The 17061-nt window shown below is 70.6% G+C and carries 16 protein-coding genes; 9 read left to right on the forward strand and 7 right to left on the reverse strand.

Annotated elements, in window-relative coordinates; all coding sequences use genetic code 11:
- Positions 1-36: 36 nt before the first annotated feature.
- Both EV292_RS16670 and EV292_RS16675 read right to left on the reverse strand, forming a co-directional pair.
- A complete protein-coding gene (locus EV292_RS16670; RefSeq protein ID WP_132910359.1) occupies positions 37-1335 on the reverse strand; it encodes a M20/M25/M40 family metallo-hydrolase in 1299 nt (432 codons plus the stop codon).
- An 80-nt stretch (positions 1336-1415) separates the two neighbouring features.
- Positions 1416-1868, reverse strand: coding sequence for a universal stress protein (locus EV292_RS16675; protein WP_132910360.1), 453 nt, complete (start codon positions 1866-1868; stop codon positions 1416-1418).
- A 153-nt stretch (positions 1869-2021) separates the two neighbouring features.
- On the opposite strand from EV292_RS16675, the gene EV292_RS16680 reads away from it, so the two are divergent.
- The 7 genes from EV292_RS16680 (at position 2022) to EV292_RS16710 (ending at position 9160) form a co-directional block, all read left to right on the forward strand.
- The gene (locus EV292_RS16680) at positions 2022-3359 is read left to right on the forward strand and encodes a pyruvate dehydrogenase complex dihydrolipoamide acetyltransferase (RefSeq protein WP_132910361.1); all 1338 of its coding nucleotides are present in this window, start codon (positions 2022-2024) and stop codon (positions 3357-3359) included.
- Positions 3360-3372: 13 nt separating this feature from the next.
- Positions 3373-3603: a hypothetical protein gene (locus EV292_RS16685; protein WP_132910362.1), complete on the forward strand. Its 231-nt coding sequence runs from the start codon at positions 3373-3375 to the stop codon at positions 3601-3603.
- Positions 3604-3665: 62 nt separating this feature from the next.
- Complete coding sequence (locus EV292_RS16690; protein WP_132910401.1) at positions 3666-4004, forward strand: acyl-CoA thioesterase; 339 nt, start codon at positions 3666-3668, stop codon at positions 4002-4004.
- A 76-nt stretch (positions 4005-4080) separates the two neighbouring features.
- The gene (lpdA, locus tag EV292_RS16695) at positions 4081-5475 is read left to right on the forward strand and encodes a dihydrolipoyl dehydrogenase (RefSeq protein ID WP_132910363.1); all 1395 of its coding nucleotides are present in this window, start codon (positions 4081-4083) and stop codon (positions 5473-5475) included.
- Between the two features lie 45 nt (positions 5476-5520).
- Positions 5521-6945, forward strand: a complete 1425-nt coding sequence (locus EV292_RS16700; protein WP_132910364.1) for a hypothetical protein — start codon at positions 5521-5523, stop codon at positions 6943-6945.
- A gap of 303 nt (positions 6946-7248) precedes the next feature.
- A complete protein-coding gene (locus tag EV292_RS16705) occupies positions 7249-8367 on the forward strand; it encodes an AI-2E family transporter (protein WP_132910365.1) in 1119 nt (372 codons plus the stop codon).
- A gap of 97 nt (positions 8368-8464) precedes the next feature.
- Positions 8465-9160, forward strand: a complete 696-nt coding sequence (locus EV292_RS16710) for a response regulator transcription factor CtrA (RefSeq protein WP_132910366.1) — start codon at positions 8465-8467, stop codon at positions 9158-9160.
- Between the two features lie 236 nt (positions 9161-9396).
- Here the strand turns inward: EV292_RS16710 and EV292_RS16715 are convergent, their stop codons facing one another.
- Genes EV292_RS16715 through EV292_RS16730 form a run of 4 tightly spaced genes read right to left on the reverse strand, consistent with a single transcriptional unit; the run spans position 9397 to position 12840 of the window.
- Complete coding sequence (locus EV292_RS16715) at positions 9397-10338, reverse strand: Gfo/Idh/MocA family oxidoreductase (RefSeq protein ID WP_132910367.1); 942 nt, start codon at positions 10336-10338, stop codon at positions 9397-9399.
- Complete coding sequence (gene araD1 / locus EV292_RS16720; protein WP_132910368.1) at positions 10335-11330, reverse strand: AraD1 family protein; 996 nt, start codon at positions 11328-11330, stop codon at positions 10335-10337. Before araD1 ends, EV292_RS16715 begins: the two co-directional genes overlap by 4 nt.
- Complete coding sequence (locus EV292_RS16725; protein WP_132910369.1) at positions 11327-11965, reverse strand: 2-dehydro-3-deoxy-6-phosphogalactonate aldolase; 639 nt, start codon at positions 11963-11965, stop codon at positions 11327-11329. The genes araD1 and EV292_RS16725 overlap by 4 nt, the downstream gene beginning before the upstream one ends.
- Complete coding sequence (locus EV292_RS16730; protein ID WP_132910370.1) at positions 11962-12840, reverse strand: 2-dehydro-3-deoxygalactonokinase; 879 nt, start codon at positions 12838-12840, stop codon at positions 11962-11964. The genes EV292_RS16725 and EV292_RS16730 overlap by 4 nt, the downstream gene beginning before the upstream one ends.
- Before the next feature lie 94 nt (positions 12841-12934).
- On the opposite strand from EV292_RS16730, the gene EV292_RS16735 reads away from it, so the two are divergent.
- Positions 12935-13816, forward strand: a complete 882-nt coding sequence (locus EV292_RS16735; protein ID WP_243693822.1) for an SMP-30/gluconolactonase/LRE family protein — start codon at positions 12935-12937, stop codon at positions 13814-13816.
- A 541-nt stretch (positions 13817-14357) separates the two neighbouring features.
- Here the strand turns inward: EV292_RS16735 and EV292_RS16740 are convergent.
- Positions 14358-15674 carry a sugar MFS transporter gene (locus EV292_RS16740; RefSeq protein ID WP_132910372.1) on the reverse strand — a complete coding sequence of 439 codons (1317 nt, stop codon included), beginning with the start codon at positions 15672-15674 and terminating at the stop codon, positions 14358-14360.
- A 145-nt stretch (positions 15675-15819) separates the two neighbouring features.
- Here EV292_RS16740 and EV292_RS16745 point away from each other — a divergent pair, with 145 nt between their 5' ends.
- Positions 15820-16965, forward strand: coding sequence for an aldose epimerase family protein (locus tag EV292_RS16745; RefSeq protein ID WP_132910373.1), 1146 nt, complete (start codon positions 15820-15822; stop codon positions 16963-16965).
- Positions 16966-17061 lie beyond the last annotated feature (96 nt).

The following is a 17061-nucleotide window of genomic DNA, read 5'->3' on the forward strand; positions in this document are numbered from 1 at the left end:
CGCGGACGAGGGGAGCGGCCGGCAGCGGCCGGTCTGCTATCGCTTCTCGCGGCCGGCGAAGGTGACCAGGCTCTCGGCGCCGTCGCTGCCGATCGCCGCGACGCCGAACAGATGGTCGTCGACGGGCACGTCGGCGACCGACAGCATGGTGCCCGTCACCTCGCGCGATTGCTGCCACGCGCTGGCGTCGGCGCGCCGCCAATAGACCTTGTAGCGCGCCGCGGCGGGGACCGGCGCCCAGCTCACCTTGGTGTCATAAGAGAGCGCGCCCGCGATCGTCGCGGTCGCCGGTGCCGCGGGGGCGGCGGCAAGTCGCGCGATCGTGGCGACGTTGATCGCGGTCACCTTGGCGAGATAGTCGAAGTCCATGCCCTCGATCGTGTCGGCGAAGACGCGGCCGTTTTCGGTCCGCACGTCCTGGTGCTGGCGATCCCAATTCTCCGCCGCGACCGAGAAGCGCACCGCCGGATAGCCTTGCCGGAGGAACGGCTCATGGTCACCGCCGCGGCCGAAGCGATCGGGGCGGCGATCGAGGAAGACCCCGAAGCCTCCCGGCGTGGTGACGGCGATATCCCCGATCGCCTTGGCGAGCGCGCGGCTCGGCCCGTCGTCCTCGCCGCCGATCCCGCGCCGCTCGATCGCCTCGGCGAGCGATTCGCTGGAGCGGATGCCCTCGGAGAAGACGCGGACATAGCGGTCGTTGACCACGCCGTTCTGCCCGAGCGAATTGCCGACGATGTCGTTGTTGAGCATCGCGTCGACCTGCCAGCCCCGCGCCCGCGCGGTCTCGGCGAGCAAAGTCGCGCCCCACAGCCCCTGTTCCTCGCCCGAGAAAGCGACATACACGATCGAGGCGCGGAAGCGCTCGCGATGGAGCAGCCGCGCCGCCTCCAGCACCAAGGCCACGCCGCTCGCGTCGTCGTTGGCGCCGGGCGCGTCGCTGGTGGCGTTCATGACGTCGGTGACGCGGCTGTCGATATGCGCGCCGACGATGACGTAGCGATCGGGGTCGCTGCCGCGCTGGATGCCCAGCACGTCCTCGATCACCACGCCGTCGGGCGCGCGCGGCCCGACGAAGCGGCGCGCCAGCCGCTCGGTCGCGATGCATCCGCCACAATCGCGCGAGAGCCGCGCGAACTCGCCCGCCACCCAGTCGCGCGCCGCGCCGATGCCGCGCTTGGGATCGTCGGTCGTCGAGAGCGAGTGGCGCGTGCCGAAGGACACGAGCTTCGCCACGGTGGCGCGCTGGCGCGCGGGCGAGACCGGATCGCGCGCCGCGGCGGGGGTGGCGAGCGACACCGCGAGCAAGGCGGCGGCGGGAATTCTGAAGGACATGCGCCGCTTGTGGCGGTGCCGTCGGCGTGACGCAACCGGTCGACGCGACTCTATAGATACGCGCGCGCGTGAGCGGACGCTCAGCTCACCCGGTCGATCGCGTCCATTTCCAGCCCGCCGGGCACGATCATCAGCGGCACCGGCAGCGTCCCGGCTTCGGCGGCGAAGTGGCTCACCAGCGCGCCCGGCGCGCCGCCCGCCGCGGCGCCGAGCACCAGCGCGGCGATCTGCGGGTTGGCCGCGATCATCTCGCGGATCACCTTGGGGCCGTCGCCGCTGCGCACCGTCAGCGACGGGCGCACGCCCGATTCCTCCAGCAGCGTGCCCGCCGCGCGCGCCACCAGCCCCTCGGCGTGCTGGCGCTGCTCCTCCTCCATCGTCGCCTGCACCCCGCCGAACGGGATGAACTCCTGCGGCGGCAGCAGCGCGAGGATCTCGACCCCGCCATTCGTCCGCACCGCGCGGCGCGCGGCGAAGCGCAGCGCGCTCAGCGCCTCGGGGGTGTCGTCGACGACGGTGAGGTAGATGCGCATCGGTGAAGGCCCCCTGATCCAGAGGAGTTTACCGCCGCGCGACGCGCGCGCGCAAGCCGCGGGAGCGGGAGGCGAAAAGGGGGTGGGGTTGACCCTGCGTCGCGCAACCGCGAGAGACGCGGGCAACTTCCAGGATCCGCTCGAGGACTCACGATGCCCATCGAAATCAAGATGCCTGCCCTCTCGCCCACGATGGAAGAGGGCACGCTGGCCAAGTGGCTGGTCAAGGAGGGCGACGAGGTCAAGGCGGGCGACATCATGGCCGAGATCGAGACCGACAAGGCGACGATGGAGTTCGAGGCGGTCGACGAGGGGCGCATCACCAAGATCGCGGTCGCCGAGGGCACCGACGGCGTGAAGGTCGGCACGGTGATCGCGCTGCTCGAGGGCGAGGGCGACGAGGCCGGTGAGAGCAGCCCCGCGCCGGCGGCGAAGGCGAGCGAGCCGCGTCCCTCGCCCGAGGACCCCAACAAGACCGGCAGCGAGGCCAAGGCCGCGCCCGAGGACGTCGAGGATCATGGCAAGCCGGCCGACTCGCAGGCCGCCGCCAAGCCTTCGCCGGCGCCGCAGCGCGCCGCGGGCGAGCGCGTCAAGGCCAGCCCGCTGGCGCGGCGCATCGCCGCCGACCGCGGCGTCGACCTCGCCTCGGTGAGCGGCACCGGCCCGAACGGCCGCATCGTCCGCGCCGACGTCGAGGGCGCCAAGACCGGCGCCGCCGCCCCGGCCGCGAGCACCGCCGCGCCGCAGCCGGCCGCCGCGGCCGCCGCGCCCGCGCCCAAGCCGGCGACGATCCCCGACGTGCCGCACGAGCTCACCAAGCTCAGCAACATGCGCAAGACGATCGCGCGCCGCCTGACCGAGTCGAAGCAGCAGGTGCCGCACATCTATCTCACGGTCGACGTCGAGCTCGACAAGCTGCTCAAGCTGCGCGGCGAGCTCAACGCCGGGCTGGAGTCGCGCGGGGTGAAGCTGTCGGTCAACGACCTGCTGATCAAGGCGCTCGCGGTGGCGCTGATCCAGGTGCCCAAGTGCAACGTGATGTTCACGCCCGACCAGCTCGTCAGCTTCGGTCGCGCCGACATCTCGGTCGCGGTGTCGACCCCGGAGGGGCTGATCACGCCGGTGATCACCGAGGCGGACACCGCCTCGCTGTCGAGCATCTCGACGCGGATGAAGGACCTCGCCGCGCGCGCGCGCGACAAGAAGCTGAAGCCCGAGGAGTTCACCGGTGGCACCGCCTCGATCAGCAACATGGGCATGTTCGGGATCAAGCAGTTCGAGGCGGTGATCAACCCGCCGCAGGGCATGATCCTGGCGATCGGCGCGGGCGAGAAGCGGCCGTGGGTGCTCAAGGACGGCACGCTCGGCGTCGCCTCGGTGATGTCGGCGACGGGCAGCTTCGACCATCGCGCGATCGACGGGGCCGACGGCGCGCAGCTGATGCAGGCGTTCAAGCAGCTCGTCGAGAACCCGCTGGCGATGCTCGCCTGAGCCGGGTCGGGCGATGGCGCAGATGGAGCTGCCCGCGGTGTGGCGCGAATGGGCCTGGGGATTGCTCGCGCTCGGCGTGACCGCGCTCGTCTTCAAGGGCGCGGCGTGGAGCTACCCGCAGGGCGCGGAGACGATCTGGCTGGTCGGCGCGGGCACGATGGTGGCGGTGGCGCTGCTGGGCGCGCGCGACGTCTGGGAGGTGCAGCAGCGCGACGCGCCGCGCCGCGGGGAGACACGCGCGTGAGCGGCGCGACCCCGTCGGCCGCGACGCCGCCGAGCAGCGCGCCGACCATCCGCGTCTCCGCCATGCCGGCCGACGCCAACGCCTATGGCGACATCTTCGGCGGCTGGCTGATGAGCCTGATGGACTCGGCCGCCGGGCTCACCGCGGCGCGGCGCGCGCGCGGTCGCGCGGTGACGATCGCGATGGACGGCATGCAGTTCCACGCGCCCGTCCACGTCGGCGACGAGGTCTCGGTCTATGCCACGATCGCGCGCGTCGGGCGTACCTCGATCGCGATCGACGTGGAGAGCTGGGCGCGCGACCGCCACGGCGAGGAATCGCGCAAGGTGACCGAGGCGCGCTTCACCTTCGTCGCGATCGACGAGGACCGCCGCCCGCGCGAGGTTCCGCCCGCGGCGTGATCGATTTCCGAGGTGCGCGCGCGACCCGCGCCACCCATCTGATGGCAAACAGGGGCTGCGGCCCGGGAGTGGCGCAATGGCTGACACCTACGATCTCATCGTGCTGGGCTCGGGCCCCGGCGGTTACGTCTCCGCGATCCGCGCGGCACAGCTCGGGCTCAAGGTCGCGATCGTCGAGCGCGAGCGGCTCGGCGGCATCTGTCTGAACTGGGGCTGCATCCCGACCAAGGCGCTGCTGCGCACGTCCGAGGTCTATCACTATATGACCCATGCCGCCGATTATGGCCTCAAGGCGGAGAATGTCGGCTTCGATCTCACCAAGATCGTCGAGCGCAGCCGCAAGGTCGCGGGCCAGCTCAACGCCGGCGTCAAAGGCCTGATGAAGAAGAATAAGGTGACGGTGGTCGAGGGCGTCGGCGCGCTCACCGGCAAGGGGAAGCTCAGCGTCAAGCAGGGCGGCGGCACGGTCGAGCTCGCGGCCAAGCACATCATCGTCGCCACCGGCGCGCGCGCGCGCGACCTGCCCTTCGCCAAGGCCGACGGCAAGCGCATCTGGACCTATCGCCACGCGATGGTGCCCGAGGAGATGCCCACCAAGCTGCTGGTCATCGGCTCGGGCGCGATCGGGATCGAGTTCGCCAGCTTCTACAACGACATGGGCGCGGACGTCACGGTCGTGGAGATGCTGCCGCGGATCCTGCCGGTGGAGGACGAGGAGGTCAGTGCCTTCATGGAGAAGCGCCTCACCAAGGAGGGGATCAAGATCCTCACCGGCGCCGGCGTGGAGAAGATCGAGACCGGCGCATCGGCGGTGAAGGCGACGATCAAGGGCAAGGACGGCAAGAGCGCGACGGAGGAATATAGCCACGTCGTCGTCGCGATCGGCATCGTCCCCAACACCGAGAACATCGGGCTGGAGACGCTCGGCGTGCAGACCGAGCGCGGCCACATCAAGGTCGACGGCTATGGCCGCACCAACGTCGAGGGGATCTACGCGATCGGTGACGTCACCGGCGCGCCCTGGCTGGCGCACAAGGCGAGCCACGAGGGCGTCGTCTGCGTCGAGAAGATCGCGGGGCAGGACCCGCACCCGTTCGAGACGTGGAACATCCCGGGCTGCACCTACTCGCGCCCGCAGGTCGCGAGCGTGGGGCTCACCGAGGCCAAGGCCAAGGAGAGCGGGCGCCAGGTGAAGGTCGGCAAGTTCCCCTTCATCGGCAACGGCAAGGCGATCGCGCTCGGCGAGGCGGACGGCTTCGTGAAGACGGTGTTCGACGCCAGGACCGGCGAGCTGCTCGGCGCGCACATGGTCGGCGCCGAGGTGACCGAGCTGATCCAGGGCTATGTCGTCGCGCGCCAGCTCGAGACCACCGAGCACGAGCTGATGGAGACGGTGTTCGCGCACCCGACGCTGAGCGAGATGATGCACGAGAGCGTGCTCGGCGCCTACAACCGCGCATTGCACATCTGACCCGCGGCGGCGCGCGACGCGCGGGCGCGTCCTATAATCGGCCATATGATCTATGCGTCGCGCCCCGCCCGCTATCCGCTCATCATCGCCGCCGCGCTGTGGCTGGCGTCGCTGGTCGTGTTCGCACCCGGCGTCGCCGAATATGACACGGTCGAGCAGTTCCGCCAGGTTCTGAGCGGCCATTACGATGACTGGCACCCGCCGGTCATGGCGTGGCTGTGGCGCCGGCTGTTGCCGTTCGGCGACGGCGCCACCCCGCTGCTGGTGTTCCAGCTCACCGGTTACTGGCTCGGCCTGGGGCTGATCGCGGGCGCGCTGGCGCGCGCGGGGCGCGCGGGATCGGGCTGGATGATGCTGCTGATCGGCCTGCTGCCGCTCTTCCTCGGCTGGCAGGTCGTGGTGCTCAAGGATACGCAGCTCGTCGGCGCCGCGCTGGGCGGGACCGGGCTGGTCGCCTGGTGGCGGCTCCGCGATCGTCCCGTGCCGGCCGCGGCGCTGCTGCTCGCGGCGCTGCTGTTCGGCTATGCGCTGCTTGTGCGCGCCAATGCGGCCTTCGCGCTGGCGCCGCTGATCGCCGGGTTGCTGCCGACGCGGCGGGTCGGCGAGCTGGTCGTCACCGCCGCCATCTTCATCGCGCTGACGCTCGCGGTGGCGGGACCGGTCAATCACCAGCTGATCGGCGCGCGCCCGAGCGGAATGGAGAAGACCCAGCCGCTCTATGACCTCGCCGGTATCGCGGTACGCGCGCCCGGCTCGCGTGCGGTCGGCCTCTCGCACGAGGCGGGCATGGCCCTGCGCGCGCATCATTGCGTCACGCCTTATTTCTGGGATCCGCTCGGCGACGTGCCCGCCTGTGTCGCGGCGGTGAGGCCGCTCCAGGCGCAACCCGCGGGCGACCTGTATCTGCGGCTCGCCAACGCCGCGCTCCATCATCCGCTCGCGTATCTCGCGCAGCGCGTGGCGCATTGGAACATGACCGAGCGCTGGCTCGTGCCCGCGCGTCTCCCCGGCGCCGCCCCCGAGGCCGGGAGCGAGCCCAACCGGCTCGGGCTGGCGAGCCCCGGCGCCGAGGCACAGCATTGGCAATGGCTCGCGGCGCAGGTGGCGCTGACCCCGATCGCCTGGCCGTTCGCCTGGCTGCTGCTGGCGCTGCTGCTGCTCGTGGGGACGCGGCGCTGGCGGCCCTCGCCGACGCGGCAGCTCGCGATCGCGCTGCTCGCCTCCGCGATCACGCTGGAATTCAGCTTCGTCGCGATCTCGATCGCGACCGATCTGCGCTATCATCTCTGGCCGATGCTCGCGACCGCGCTGGCCGCGGTGCTGCTCGCGGACACCTATCCGCTGCGGCGTGTTCCGGGATGGATGATGTTGCTCGCGGCGCTCTGCGTCGCGGCCGGGGTGGTGCAGCGCGCCGTCCTGCCGACACCGCCGCTCGACTATGAGGCGCTGCTGCACTGGTGCCGCCGCTGAGCCTGCTGCCAGCCTAAAGTCTGACACAGCCCGGTTGAACCGTGCTCCTGCGGAAGCAGGAGCGCCCCCCAGGTTCACGCGAGGTGGATCACTCGCCAGCGTGTGGGCAGATGGCCCCGCGCTCTCCCGAGCCGGTCGAGCTGCTGGTGCCATCAGTGTCGTACCCGCCGTCGCGGTGCACCCGTCCCGATTCGCGCCGGTCCCTTGGCCACGCGCTTTTGGGCGTCCCCGGCGCCTTTTCGCCGGTCGGCGCGTTGTGCCGGTGATGCAACGACTTGACCTTTCCGCGGCGCGCTCGCGCGCATGAACCGGCTCGCTCCCGACGAGCCCGACGCGCGCTTCATCCGGCGCGTTCTGTGGCTGGTGTTGATCGTTGCGGTGCTGGCGGCCCTCTATTTCGCGCGACACCTGCTGATCCTCGCCTTCGGCTCGATGCTGATCGCGATCATCATCCACGCCATCGCCGAGGTCTATGCCACCCGCACGCGATTGAGCCCGCGTGCCGCGATGGCGGCGGCGATCGCCAGCGTGCTCGCCTTCCTGGGGCTGCTCGGCTGGCTGTTCGGCGTCGAGTTCCGCGCGCAGGTCAACACCCTGGTCGTGGCGCTGCCGGGGCTGCTCGGCCAGCTCCAGGCCTATATGTCGCAGAGCCCGGTGGGCGAGAAAGTGGCGGACGCGGTCCAGGCCGCCTTCGCGGGCAGCCGCGTGGCGCAGGATATCGGCGAGATCGTGCGCGGCGCGGGCGAGCTGCTGCTCAATGCGGTGCTGGTCCTCTTCGGCGCGATCTTCTTCGCGGTCGATCCCAAGGTGTATGAGCGCGGCTTCCTGCTGCTGGTGCCGCCGTCGAAGCGCGCCGCGGTGGAGGACGCGCTGGGCGACGTCGCCTCGACGCTGCTGCTGTGGCTTCGCGCGCAGCTGATCCAGATGACCGCGATGGGCGCGATGGTCGGCATCGGCCTGTGGATCGCCGGCGTGCCGTCGCCCGCGCTGCTGGGTCTGCTGACCGGCCTGTCCGAGTTCATCCCCTATGTCGGCCCGGTCGCGGCGATGCTGCCCGCGCTCGGGCTGGCGGCGACTCGCGGCACCGACCAGCTCGTCTGGGCGCTGGCGGTGTTCGCGGTGGTGCGGGTCGTCCAGACCAATTTCGTGACCCCGTTCGTCACCAGCCGCGTGATCGCGATCCCGCCCGCGCTCAGCCTGTTCGCGATCATCGGCACCGGTGCGGTGTTCGGCCTGTTCGGCCTGTTCTTCTCCGGCGGCATCCTCGTCGTCGGCTTCACGCTGGTGCGCAGCCTGTACCTGCGCGAAGTGCTGGGCGAAGACATACCCCGCTCGCGCGAGCGCACGCTGTTCACCGCCAAGGGCACCCCGCGCTCGCCGAAAGAGGATGAAGATTCGAGTTTAACGGAACGTCCGGATTAAGTGGGAATTAACCTTTCTGGTTCAGAAGCCATTGGGTATGAACGTAGCGAAGCGCGGGTGACACGATCTACCGCGTTGACGAACCGGGGAATTGCCGATGCGCGTGCTGCTGATCGAGGACGAGCCGACGACCGCCAAGGCGATCGAGCTGATGCTGTCGACCGAGGGTTTCAACGTCTACAACACCGATCTCGGTGAGGAGGGCCTCGATCTCGGCAAGCTCTACGATTACGACATCATCCTGCTCGATCTCAACCTGCCCGACATGCACGGCTACGACGTGCTCAAGAAGCTGCGCGTCGCGCGGGTACAGACCCCGGTGCTGATCCTGTCGGGCATCAACGAGATGGACTCGAAGGTGCGCAGCTTCGGCTTCGGCGCCGACGATTACGTCACCAAGCCGTTCCACCGCGAGGAGCTGGTCGCGCGCATCCACGCCGTGGTGCGCCGCTCGAAGGGCCATTCGCAGTCGGTGATCAAGACCGGCAAGCTCTCGGTCAACCTCGACGCCAAGACCGTGGAGGTCGACGGCGCGCGCGTGCACCTGACGGGCAAGGAATATGCGATGCTCGAGCTGCTCTCGCTGCGCAAGGGCACCACGCTGACCAAGGAGATGTTCCTCAACCATCTCTACGGCGGGATGGATGAGCCCGAGCTCAAGATCATCGACGTGTTCATCTGCAAGCTGCGCAAGAAGCTGAGCCTGGCGTGCGGCGGCGACAATTACATCGAGACGGTGTGGGGCCGCGGCTATGTGCTGCGCGAGCCCGAGGAGGCCGCACAGGTCGCCTGATCCGCGTCCCGGCTCGATGACAGGACGGCCGCCGCACTCCCCGGTGCGGCGGCCGTCGTGCGTTTTGGGAGAGGGGCGAGCACCCGCGCTACTGGCCGGACTCACCGCTCGGCGAACCGGCGCCGCTCACCGCGGTCGGGCTAGAATCTCGGGCTGACGAATCGTCCGGGCCGACGTGTCCGTCGCGCCTGTGACCGTCGAACCCTCCAGCGGGCGCCTGCGGGCGCCCCGTCGTCTTATTCGACGAAGGGCTCGACGCTGATATGTCGCCCGCGCAGGAACGCGTCCGCCACCAGCCGCAGCGGTGCGACGTCGACGTCGGACTCGCCGGCGCGGACGATCTCGGCGAAGCGGCGGTACAGGCCCGGATATTCGCCGTGCAGCGCGGCGTCGTGCGCCAGCGCCTCGGCGCCGTCGATCGTCAGCACCGAGCCACCCTTGGCGAGCAGCAGCGTGCCCGCGTCGGTCTCCACCTCGATGTCCCAATGCTGCGGACCTTCCTGGCGGAAGTCGAGGTCCATCGCGACCGCGCTGCCCGCGGTGTCGCGGAAGGCGACGCGCGCGGCGATCGGCGCGGCGCGGTTCGACGGCACGTCCAGCTCGGCGGTCTCGACGAAGAAGGGGCGCGGCAGGATCCGTGTCGCGATCGACAGCGCGTTGATGCCGGGATCGAACACGCCGAAGCCGCCCGGTTCCCAGATCCAGTCCTGCCCCGGGTGCCAGACGCGCACATCCTCGCGCCAGGTGATCGTTGCCCGCTTCACCGCGCGGCCGGCGAGCCACGCCCGCGCGGGCTCGACCCCGTCGGCGTAGCGCGAGTGCCAACTGGCGAACAGGCTGACGCCGCGTGCCGTCGCGGCGTCGCGCAGTGCGGTGACCTCGGCCAGCGTCGCGCCCGGCGGCTTCTCGAGGAAGACGTGCCACCCTTGCTCGATCGCGAACTGCGCGATGGCGCGGCGCACCTGCGGCGGGGTGCAGAGCGCGACCGCGTCGACCGCGACCTCGCTCGCCGCCAGCGCCTCGACGTTGGGGAAGAAGGGCAGGCCGTCGACCGGCTCGCCGTGGCGGCTGACCGTCGCGACCAGCTCGATGTCGTCGTTGCCGGCGATCGCGGGAAGGTGCTGGTCATGCGCGATCTTGCCCATGCCGACCAGCGCGAGGCGGATGCGGGCGCTCACAGCGCGCGCACCTGCACCGGCGCGTCGGGCGCGTTGGTCAGCGGGTTGCGCAGCGGTAGCGCGAACGGCGCGGCGCTGATCTCGAACACGTCGCCCGGCTGGGTCTTGACCCCGTCAGCCACCGACAAGGTCGCGGTGCCGAAGAAATGGACGTGGACGTCGCCGGGGCGGCGGAAGCCGGCGTACTTGAAATGATGGTGCTCAAGGTTGGCGAGGTGGTGCGACATATTGTCCTCGCCGGTCAGGAACGGCTTCTCCCACAAAGTCGCGCCATCGCGGACGATGCGGCTGGTGCCGCGGATGTCCGCCGGCGGCGTGCCGAGCAGCAGCTCGGGGCCGAGCGCGGCCTGGCGCAGCTTGGAATGCGCGAGCCACAGGTAATTGTGCTTCTCGGTGACATGGTCGCTGAACTCGTTGGCGAGCGCGACGCCGAGGCGATAGGGCGTGCCGTCCTCGCCGATCAGGTAGATGCCGGCGAGCTCGGGCTCCTCGCCGCCGTCCTGCGCGAAGGCGGGCGAGGCGAGCGGCGCCTCGGGCGCCACCAGCGACTGGCCGTCGCCCTTGTAGAACCACTCGGGCTGCTGGCCGACCGCGCCCGCGGCGGGCTTGCCGCCCGCGACGCCTTCCAGGAACATCCGCATCGAGTCGGTCTGGTGCGCGGCGTCGGCCGCCGCCTTGTGCATCTTGTCGCGCCCCTCGGCCGAGCCGAGATGGGTCAGCCCGGTGCCCGCGAGCAGCAGCCGCGCGCCATCCTCATGGTCGATCGCGGGGAGCAGGCGCTTGGCGTCGAGCTCGGCGGCAAGGTCGACCGCCTCGTCGGTGCGCCGCGCCGCGGCGGCCGCGGCGAGCGTGGTGCCGCGCGCGATCGCCTCCAGCGCCAGCTCACGCGCGGTGGCGACGCCGTCGAGGAAGTGTGCGGCATCGCCCTCGGCGAGGATAACGCGGCGGCGACCGTCGTCGCCGCGGTGCTGGAGCAGGCGGGTGAAGCTCATGCGAGGTCCTCGAGCGCGGTGATATACTGGCGGGCGTCCTCGCCCACCGCCCCGGCCGACTTGCCAGGGCGGTAGAGGTTGGAGCCGAGCCCGAAGCCGTCGGCGCCCGCGGCGCGCCACTCGGCCATGTTGTGCGGGGTGATGCCGCCGACCGCGAGCATCCGCGTCGCCTTGGGCAGCACCGCGCGCTGCGCCTTGAGGAAGGCGGGGGTGGTGCCGTCGGCGGGGAAGAGCTTGAGCGCGGTGGCGCCCGCGGCGAGCGCGGCGAAGCCCTCGCTGGGGGTGAAATAGCCGGGCAGCGACACCAGCCCGGCGGCGACGCTCGCGCGGATCACCTCCGGGTTGGTGTTGGGCGAGACGATCAGCGTGCCGCCCGCGTCGCGCACGCGCGCGACGTCGTCGGTAGTGAGCACGGTGCCGGCGCCGACCATCGCGCGCCCGGCGAGCCGCTCGGCGAGCAAACGGATGCTCTCGATCGGCTCGGGCGAGTTGAGCGGCACCTCCAGCAGCGTGAAGCCCGCCTCCACCAGCGCGTCGCCCACCGCGGGCGCCTCGGCCGGGGTGAGGCCGCGCAGGATCGCCACCAGCGGCGCCTGGCGGAAAGCGGCGTCGAACGTCGCGAGGTTATCGGTCATCGGGTCATCTCCCACAGCCGGTGGATCCCGGCGGCGAAGGCGCGCTCGCTGTCGAGCGCCAGAGCGGTGCCGCCGCACGCGTCGATCGCGGCGGCGTAGAGCGTGGCGAGGTCGCCGCTGGCGAGCAGCTGGACCGGGCGCCCCTTGAGGTCGGTGCGCGCGCCGACGTCGGCGCCGATCAGCACGCCGCTGGCGAAGCTGGCGGCGTCGACCGCGTCGAGCCGGTCGAGCAGCACGCGCGCGCGCACCTCGAACAAGGCGACGGTGAGGTCGCGCGCGCCCGCGCCGCGCGCGACGCCGGCGCGGAAGGCGGCGCCGTCGGCGACCGGCCCGTCGAGCATCGCGCTGAGGATGCCGTGACCGCGCAGCAGCGCGAACAGCTCGCCGGTCAGCGCGGTGGCGACGTCGGTGATCTGACCCGCATTGGTGGCGATCCACTTGTTGTGCGTGCCGGGCTGGCAGAACAAAGCGTCGGCGGGGGCGAGGCCGGCTTCAAGCGCGCCGAGCACCTGCACCTCTTCGCCGCGCATCACGTCGGCGCGCTCGCCGCCGCGCAGCGCGACGCCGGGCAGCAGCACGGCGCCGGCATCAGGCAGGCGCAGCGCGCCCGCGGCGAGCGCGGCGAGGTCGGCGGGGGCGTCGACATAGGGCACCTCGCGCCAGCCGCGGTTCGAGCCGACCATGCCGGCGGCGATCACGGGCAGGTCGCCGAGCCGCGCGCGCAGCGCCGCCAGCTCCGCGGGGTAATCATCGGCGGTGAGCGCGAGCACCCCGCGCGAGTCGCGCACCGCCTCGCCCAACGTCCCGTCCGCCGCCACGCGCCACGCGCGGCGGTTGGTCGTGCCCCAGTCGATGGCGATATAGTCGCCCGCCACGCATCCTCCCCAATCTATTTGTAAGACATAAACCGCTGTGCGATCAGGTCAAGACGGAGTCGGCCCGGAGCGGCCGGCGCAGGTGAGGAGAGGCATGATGCTCGACGAGGTGACGACATTGTGGCGCGGGGCGGCGTCGCTGGGCGAGGGGCCGGCCTGGGATCCCGCGCGTAACCTGCTGTGGTTCGTGGATATCAAGAAGCGGCGCGTGCATCGCTACGATCCCGCCGACGGTGCCGTGACGCAATGGGACGCGCCGGCGCAGGTCGGCTGGGTGCTCCCCGCGGACGACGGCGCGCTGATCGTCGGTCTCCAGACCGGGCTGTCGCGATTCGATCCGGCGGACGGCAGCTTCACGCATCTCGCCGAGGTCGAGCCCGAGCTGCCGGGCAACCGCCTCAACGACGCCACGGTGGCGCCCGATGGGGCGATCTATTTCGGCTCGATGGACGACGGCGAGAGCGCGGTGACCGGTCGCGTCCACCGCTGGGATGGCAAGGCGGCGGTGGCGACCGCGATCCCCGCGGTGGCGATCACCAACGGCCCCGGTATCACGCCGGACGGGCGGACGCTCTACCACGTCGACACGGTCGGCGGGGTGATCCACGCGGTCGAGCTCGCGCCCGACGGCACGACGGGCGCGATGCGCGAGTTCGCGCGGATCGATCCGGTCGACGGTCACCCCGACGGCGTGACGGTCGATTCGGCGGGCAATGTCTGGGTCGGGCTATGGGGCGGCTGGCGCGCGCGGCTCTACTCGCCCGCGGGTGCGATCCTGCGCGAGGTGCGGATCCCGGCGTCGAACGTCACCAAGGTGGCGCTCGGCGGCGCCGACCTGCGCACCGCTTATGTGACGACCGCGAGCGTCGGTCTCGACGACGCCGCACGCGCGGCACAGCCCGAGGCTGGGGGGCTGTTCAGCTTCGCGGTCGAGGTGCCGGGCCAGCCGCTGCCGCCGGCACGAGCGGGCGGGTGAGCGGGGCAGGGGAGGCAGAGGCAGGCTGGGATTGGGGCGGGGCCGTCCCGCCTCCCCTTCCGTCATCCCGGACGTGTTCCGGGGATCCACCCCTCCGCGAAACGACGCCGTGAGAGTGCGCGGAACGGTGGGTCCGGACCCAAAAAGGTTCATTGTCGCGGAAGCGGCTTGCTCCCGTCATCCCGGGCTCGACCCGGGATCCATGGTGCCGCGAGAGCCGCCGGCGTTGCTCTCGTGGAGGAATGGATCCCGGCGCGAGGCCGGGATGACGATGAGGGAAGAGAAAGTGGCCTCCCTCATCGCAGCGTATCACCCGTGAAAAGCAGCGGAAGATCAGAAGGCCGAAGATGCAGGCCGCCTTTTGGGTCCGGACCCGTGGATCCCGGAACAAGTCCGGGATGACGGTAGAGGGGGCGCAGTTGGATCTCGCGGGGAGGATCGACGGCGTCCTCGTCGCTCTCGCACCCCGCAAAACCGAACGGCCGGCGCTCCCCCGAGGGAACACCGGCCGTCCGAACATCGTCAGGTCGCCCCGCCGCCCTCAGTCGGCGGTCTCCTGCGCCGCGCTGTCGGGGAAGGCGTTGGTCGCCTTGGCGCCCCAGAGCGCGTAGAACAGGATGTACAGCTCGCACGCCGCGGTCAGCAGGAACGAGGGCTGGAGCCCGAACATATCGGCCAGCTTGCCCTGCACCACCACCAGCGCGCCGCCGGCGATCGCCATGATGAGCAGCCCCGATCCCTCCTCGGTGAGCGGCCCCAGCCCCTTGATCCCCAGCGTGAAGATCGTCGGGAACATGATCGAGTGGAACAGCCCCACCGCGATCAGCGACCACATCGCCGCCGGACCGGTGGTGAAGACGGTGACCAGCATCACGACGAAGGCGCCGATCGAGAAGGCCGCGAGCACCGTCTCGGCCGGGATGCGCTGCATGATCGCGGAGCCGACGAAGCGCCCCACCATCATCCCGCCCCACAGCAGCGTCAGGTAACGCCCCGCCTGCTCGGGGGTGACGTCGGCGATGGTGGGCTGGCTGACGAAGTTCACGAACAGGTTGGCGACGCCGATCTCGGCGATCAGATAGATGAAGATCGCGGGGATGCCGAAGACCAGGTTGCGGTGCTTCCACAGCGAGTGGTGCTTGCGCTCCTCCTTGGCGAGCCGGCTGGTCGCCGACCCCATCGCGGGCAGCGGGAAGCGCGCGATCACCACCGCGAGCACGACCAGCACGATCGCCACCAGCACATAGGGCAGGATCACCGACTGCGCGTCGGCGAGCCGCTCGGCCTCGGTCAGCACCGTGCCCGTCTGCGCGGTGCCACCCTTGGAGCGGCCCAGGATCAGATAGGCGCCGAACAGCGGCGCCAGCATCGTCCCCGCCGAGTTGAGCGCCTGCACCAGGTTGAGCCGCGACGAGGCGGTCTCGGGCGGGCCGATCACCGCGACATAGGGGTTGGCGGCGACCTGGAGCAGCGTGATGCCGCTCGCGATCACGAACAGCATCACCAGCGTGACGCCATAAGAGGGCAGGCTGGCGGCGAGCACCATGCCCAGCGCCCCCAGCGCCATGACGATCAGTCCGGTGACGAGCGACCGCTGATAGCCGATCCGCTCGATCAGCTTGGCCGAGGGGATCGAGGCGAAGAAATAGGCGATGAACCACACGCTCTCGATCAGCGTGGTCTGGGTGTAGTTCAGGTCGAACACGCTGCGCAGGTGCGGCAGCAGCGTGTTGTTGATCACGGTGATGAAGCCCCACATGAAGAAGAGGCTGGCCAGCAGCGTCAGCGCCGGGCGATAGGAGACGGCACCGCCACCTCCCGTCGCGACAACGCCGCTGGAAATCGGTGGTCCGGCCATCATCCTCTCCTTGTGACGCGCGGAACTGGCTTGCGCGTGCTCGATATGTCTGACTATATTCCGGGTCACCGCCGGGTCAATGCGGAAACGCCGCGCATCGGCGGTCCTGCGACGCGCGCGGCAGGACGTTCGGGAGAGGTCGGCAATGACGAGGTTGGCTGCGTGGAGCGGGTGGACGATGGCGGCCGGCAGCCTGCTGGCGGCGGCGGGCGCTGACGCCGCGACCGCGAAGCGCGAGGCGTTCGGCCAATTGCCCGACGGCACCGCGGTCGAGGCGGTGGTGCTCAGCGGCAACAACGGCGTCAGCGCGCGCGTGATGACGCTCGGCGCGACGCTCCAGTCGCTCAACGTGCCGGGGCGCGACGGCAAGGTGGCCGACATCACGCTCGGCTATGACGACGCCGCCAGCTACGTCACCAAGCCCAATTTCTGGGGCCAGACCGTCGGCCGCTACGCCAACCGCATCCGCGGCGGCAAGTTCGCGCTCGACGGCAAGACCTATCAGCTGCCGCTCAACGACAAGACCAACTCGCTCCATGGCGGCACCAAGGGCTTCGACAAGGTGATCTGGAAGATCACCGAGGTGACGTCCGGGCCGAAGGCGAGCGTCACCATGGTGATGACCAGCCCGGCGGGTGACCAGGGCTATCCCGGCACGCTCCAGGTGACCGCGACCTACAGCCTCGACGACGCCGGTTCGCTGACGATCGACCTCGGCGCCAAGACCGACGCGCCGACGATCGTCAACCTCACCAACCACGCGCTGTTCGACATGGCGGGCGAGGGCTCGGCCGGCGGCATCTACGCGCAGAAGCTGACGATCCCGGCGAAGCGCTACACGCCGGTCGACGCCACGCTGATTCCGACCGGCGAGCTCAAGCCGGTGGCGGGCACGGTGTTCGATTTCACGCAGGGGCGGATCGTCGGCGCGGGCGTGCGCGACGGGCGCGACCCGCAGATCGTGATCGGGCGCGGCTACGATCATAATTTCGTGCTCGACAAGGGCGCCACCAAGGACCCGCAGCTCGCCGCGCGGCTGGAGGATCCGGTGTCCGGGCGCGTGCTCGAGCTGCTCACCACCGAGCCGGGGGTGCAATTCTACTCGGGCAACTTCCTCGACGGCTCGCTGGTCGGCAAGTCGGGCCACGTCTATCGCATGGGCGACGGCATCGCGCTGGAGCCGCAGAAATTCCCGGACACGCCCAACCAGCCGGCGTTCGGCTCGGCGCGCGTCGATCCGGGCAAGCCCTACCATCATATCATGGTCTTCCGCGTCTCGACGGCGCGCTGACCCGGAGCGAGCGATGACTGAGAGCACAACACCGCCGGCGCTGCGCAGCCGGGCGTGGTTCGACAATCCCGCGAACATCGACATGACCGCGCTGTA

The sequence above is a fragment of the Sphingomonas sp. BK235 genome, assembly GCF_004345855.1.
Classification (GTDB): domain Bacteria; phylum Pseudomonadota; class Alphaproteobacteria; order Sphingomonadales; family Sphingomonadaceae; genus Sphingomonas.

What these genes read in the sequence shown, in the direction of transcription:
- EV292_RS16670 (WP_132910359.1), bottom strand. Translation starts at nt 1,335, where the DNA reads ATGTCCTTCAGAATTCCCGCCGCCGCCTTGCTCGCGGTGTCGCTCGCC.
- EV292_RS16675 (WP_132910360.1), bottom strand. Translation starts at nt 1,868, where the DNA reads ATGCGCATCTACCTCACCGTCGTCGACGACACCCCCGAGGCGCTGAGC.
- EV292_RS16680 (WP_132910361.1), top strand. Translation starts at nt 2,022, where the DNA reads ATGCCCATCGAAATCAAGATGCCTGCCCTCTCGCCCACGATGGAAGAG.
- EV292_RS16685 (WP_132910362.1), top strand. Translation starts at nt 3,373, where the DNA reads ATGGCGCAGATGGAGCTGCCCGCGGTGTGGCGCGAATGGGCCTGGGGA.
- EV292_RS16690 (WP_132910401.1), top strand. Translation starts at nt 3,666, where the DNA reads ATGCCGGCCGACGCCAACGCCTATGGCGACATCTTCGGCGGCTGGCTG.
- lpdA (WP_132910363.1), top strand. Translation starts at nt 4,081, where the DNA reads ATGGCTGACACCTACGATCTCATCGTGCTGGGCTCGGGCCCCGGCGGT.
- EV292_RS16700 (WP_132910364.1), top strand. Translation starts at nt 5,521, where the DNA reads ATGATCTATGCGTCGCGCCCCGCCCGCTATCCGCTCATCATCGCCGCC.
- EV292_RS16705 (WP_132910365.1), top strand. Translation starts at nt 7,249, where the DNA reads ATGAACCGGCTCGCTCCCGACGAGCCCGACGCGCGCTTCATCCGGCGC.
- EV292_RS16710 (WP_132910366.1), top strand. Translation starts at nt 8,465, where the DNA reads ATGCGCGTGCTGCTGATCGAGGACGAGCCGACGACCGCCAAGGCGATC.
- araD1 (WP_132910368.1), bottom strand. Translation starts at nt 11,330, where the DNA reads ATGAGCTTCACCCGCCTGCTCCAGCACCGCGGCGACGACGGTCGCCGC.
- EV292_RS16725 (WP_132910369.1), bottom strand. Translation starts at nt 11,965, where the DNA reads ATGACCGATAACCTCGCGACGTTCGACGCCGCTTTCCGCCAGGCGCCG.
- EV292_RS16735 (WP_243693822.1), top strand. Translation starts at nt 12,935, where the DNA reads ATGATGCTCGACGAGGTGACGACATTGTGGCGCGGGGCGGCGTCGCTG.
- EV292_RS16740 (WP_132910372.1), bottom strand. Translation starts at nt 15,674, where the DNA reads ATGGCCGGACCACCGATTTCCAGCGGCGTTGTCGCGACGGGAGGTGGC.
- EV292_RS16745 (WP_132910373.1), top strand. Translation starts at nt 15,820, where the DNA reads ATGACGAGGTTGGCTGCGTGGAGCGGGTGGACGATGGCGGCCGGCAGC.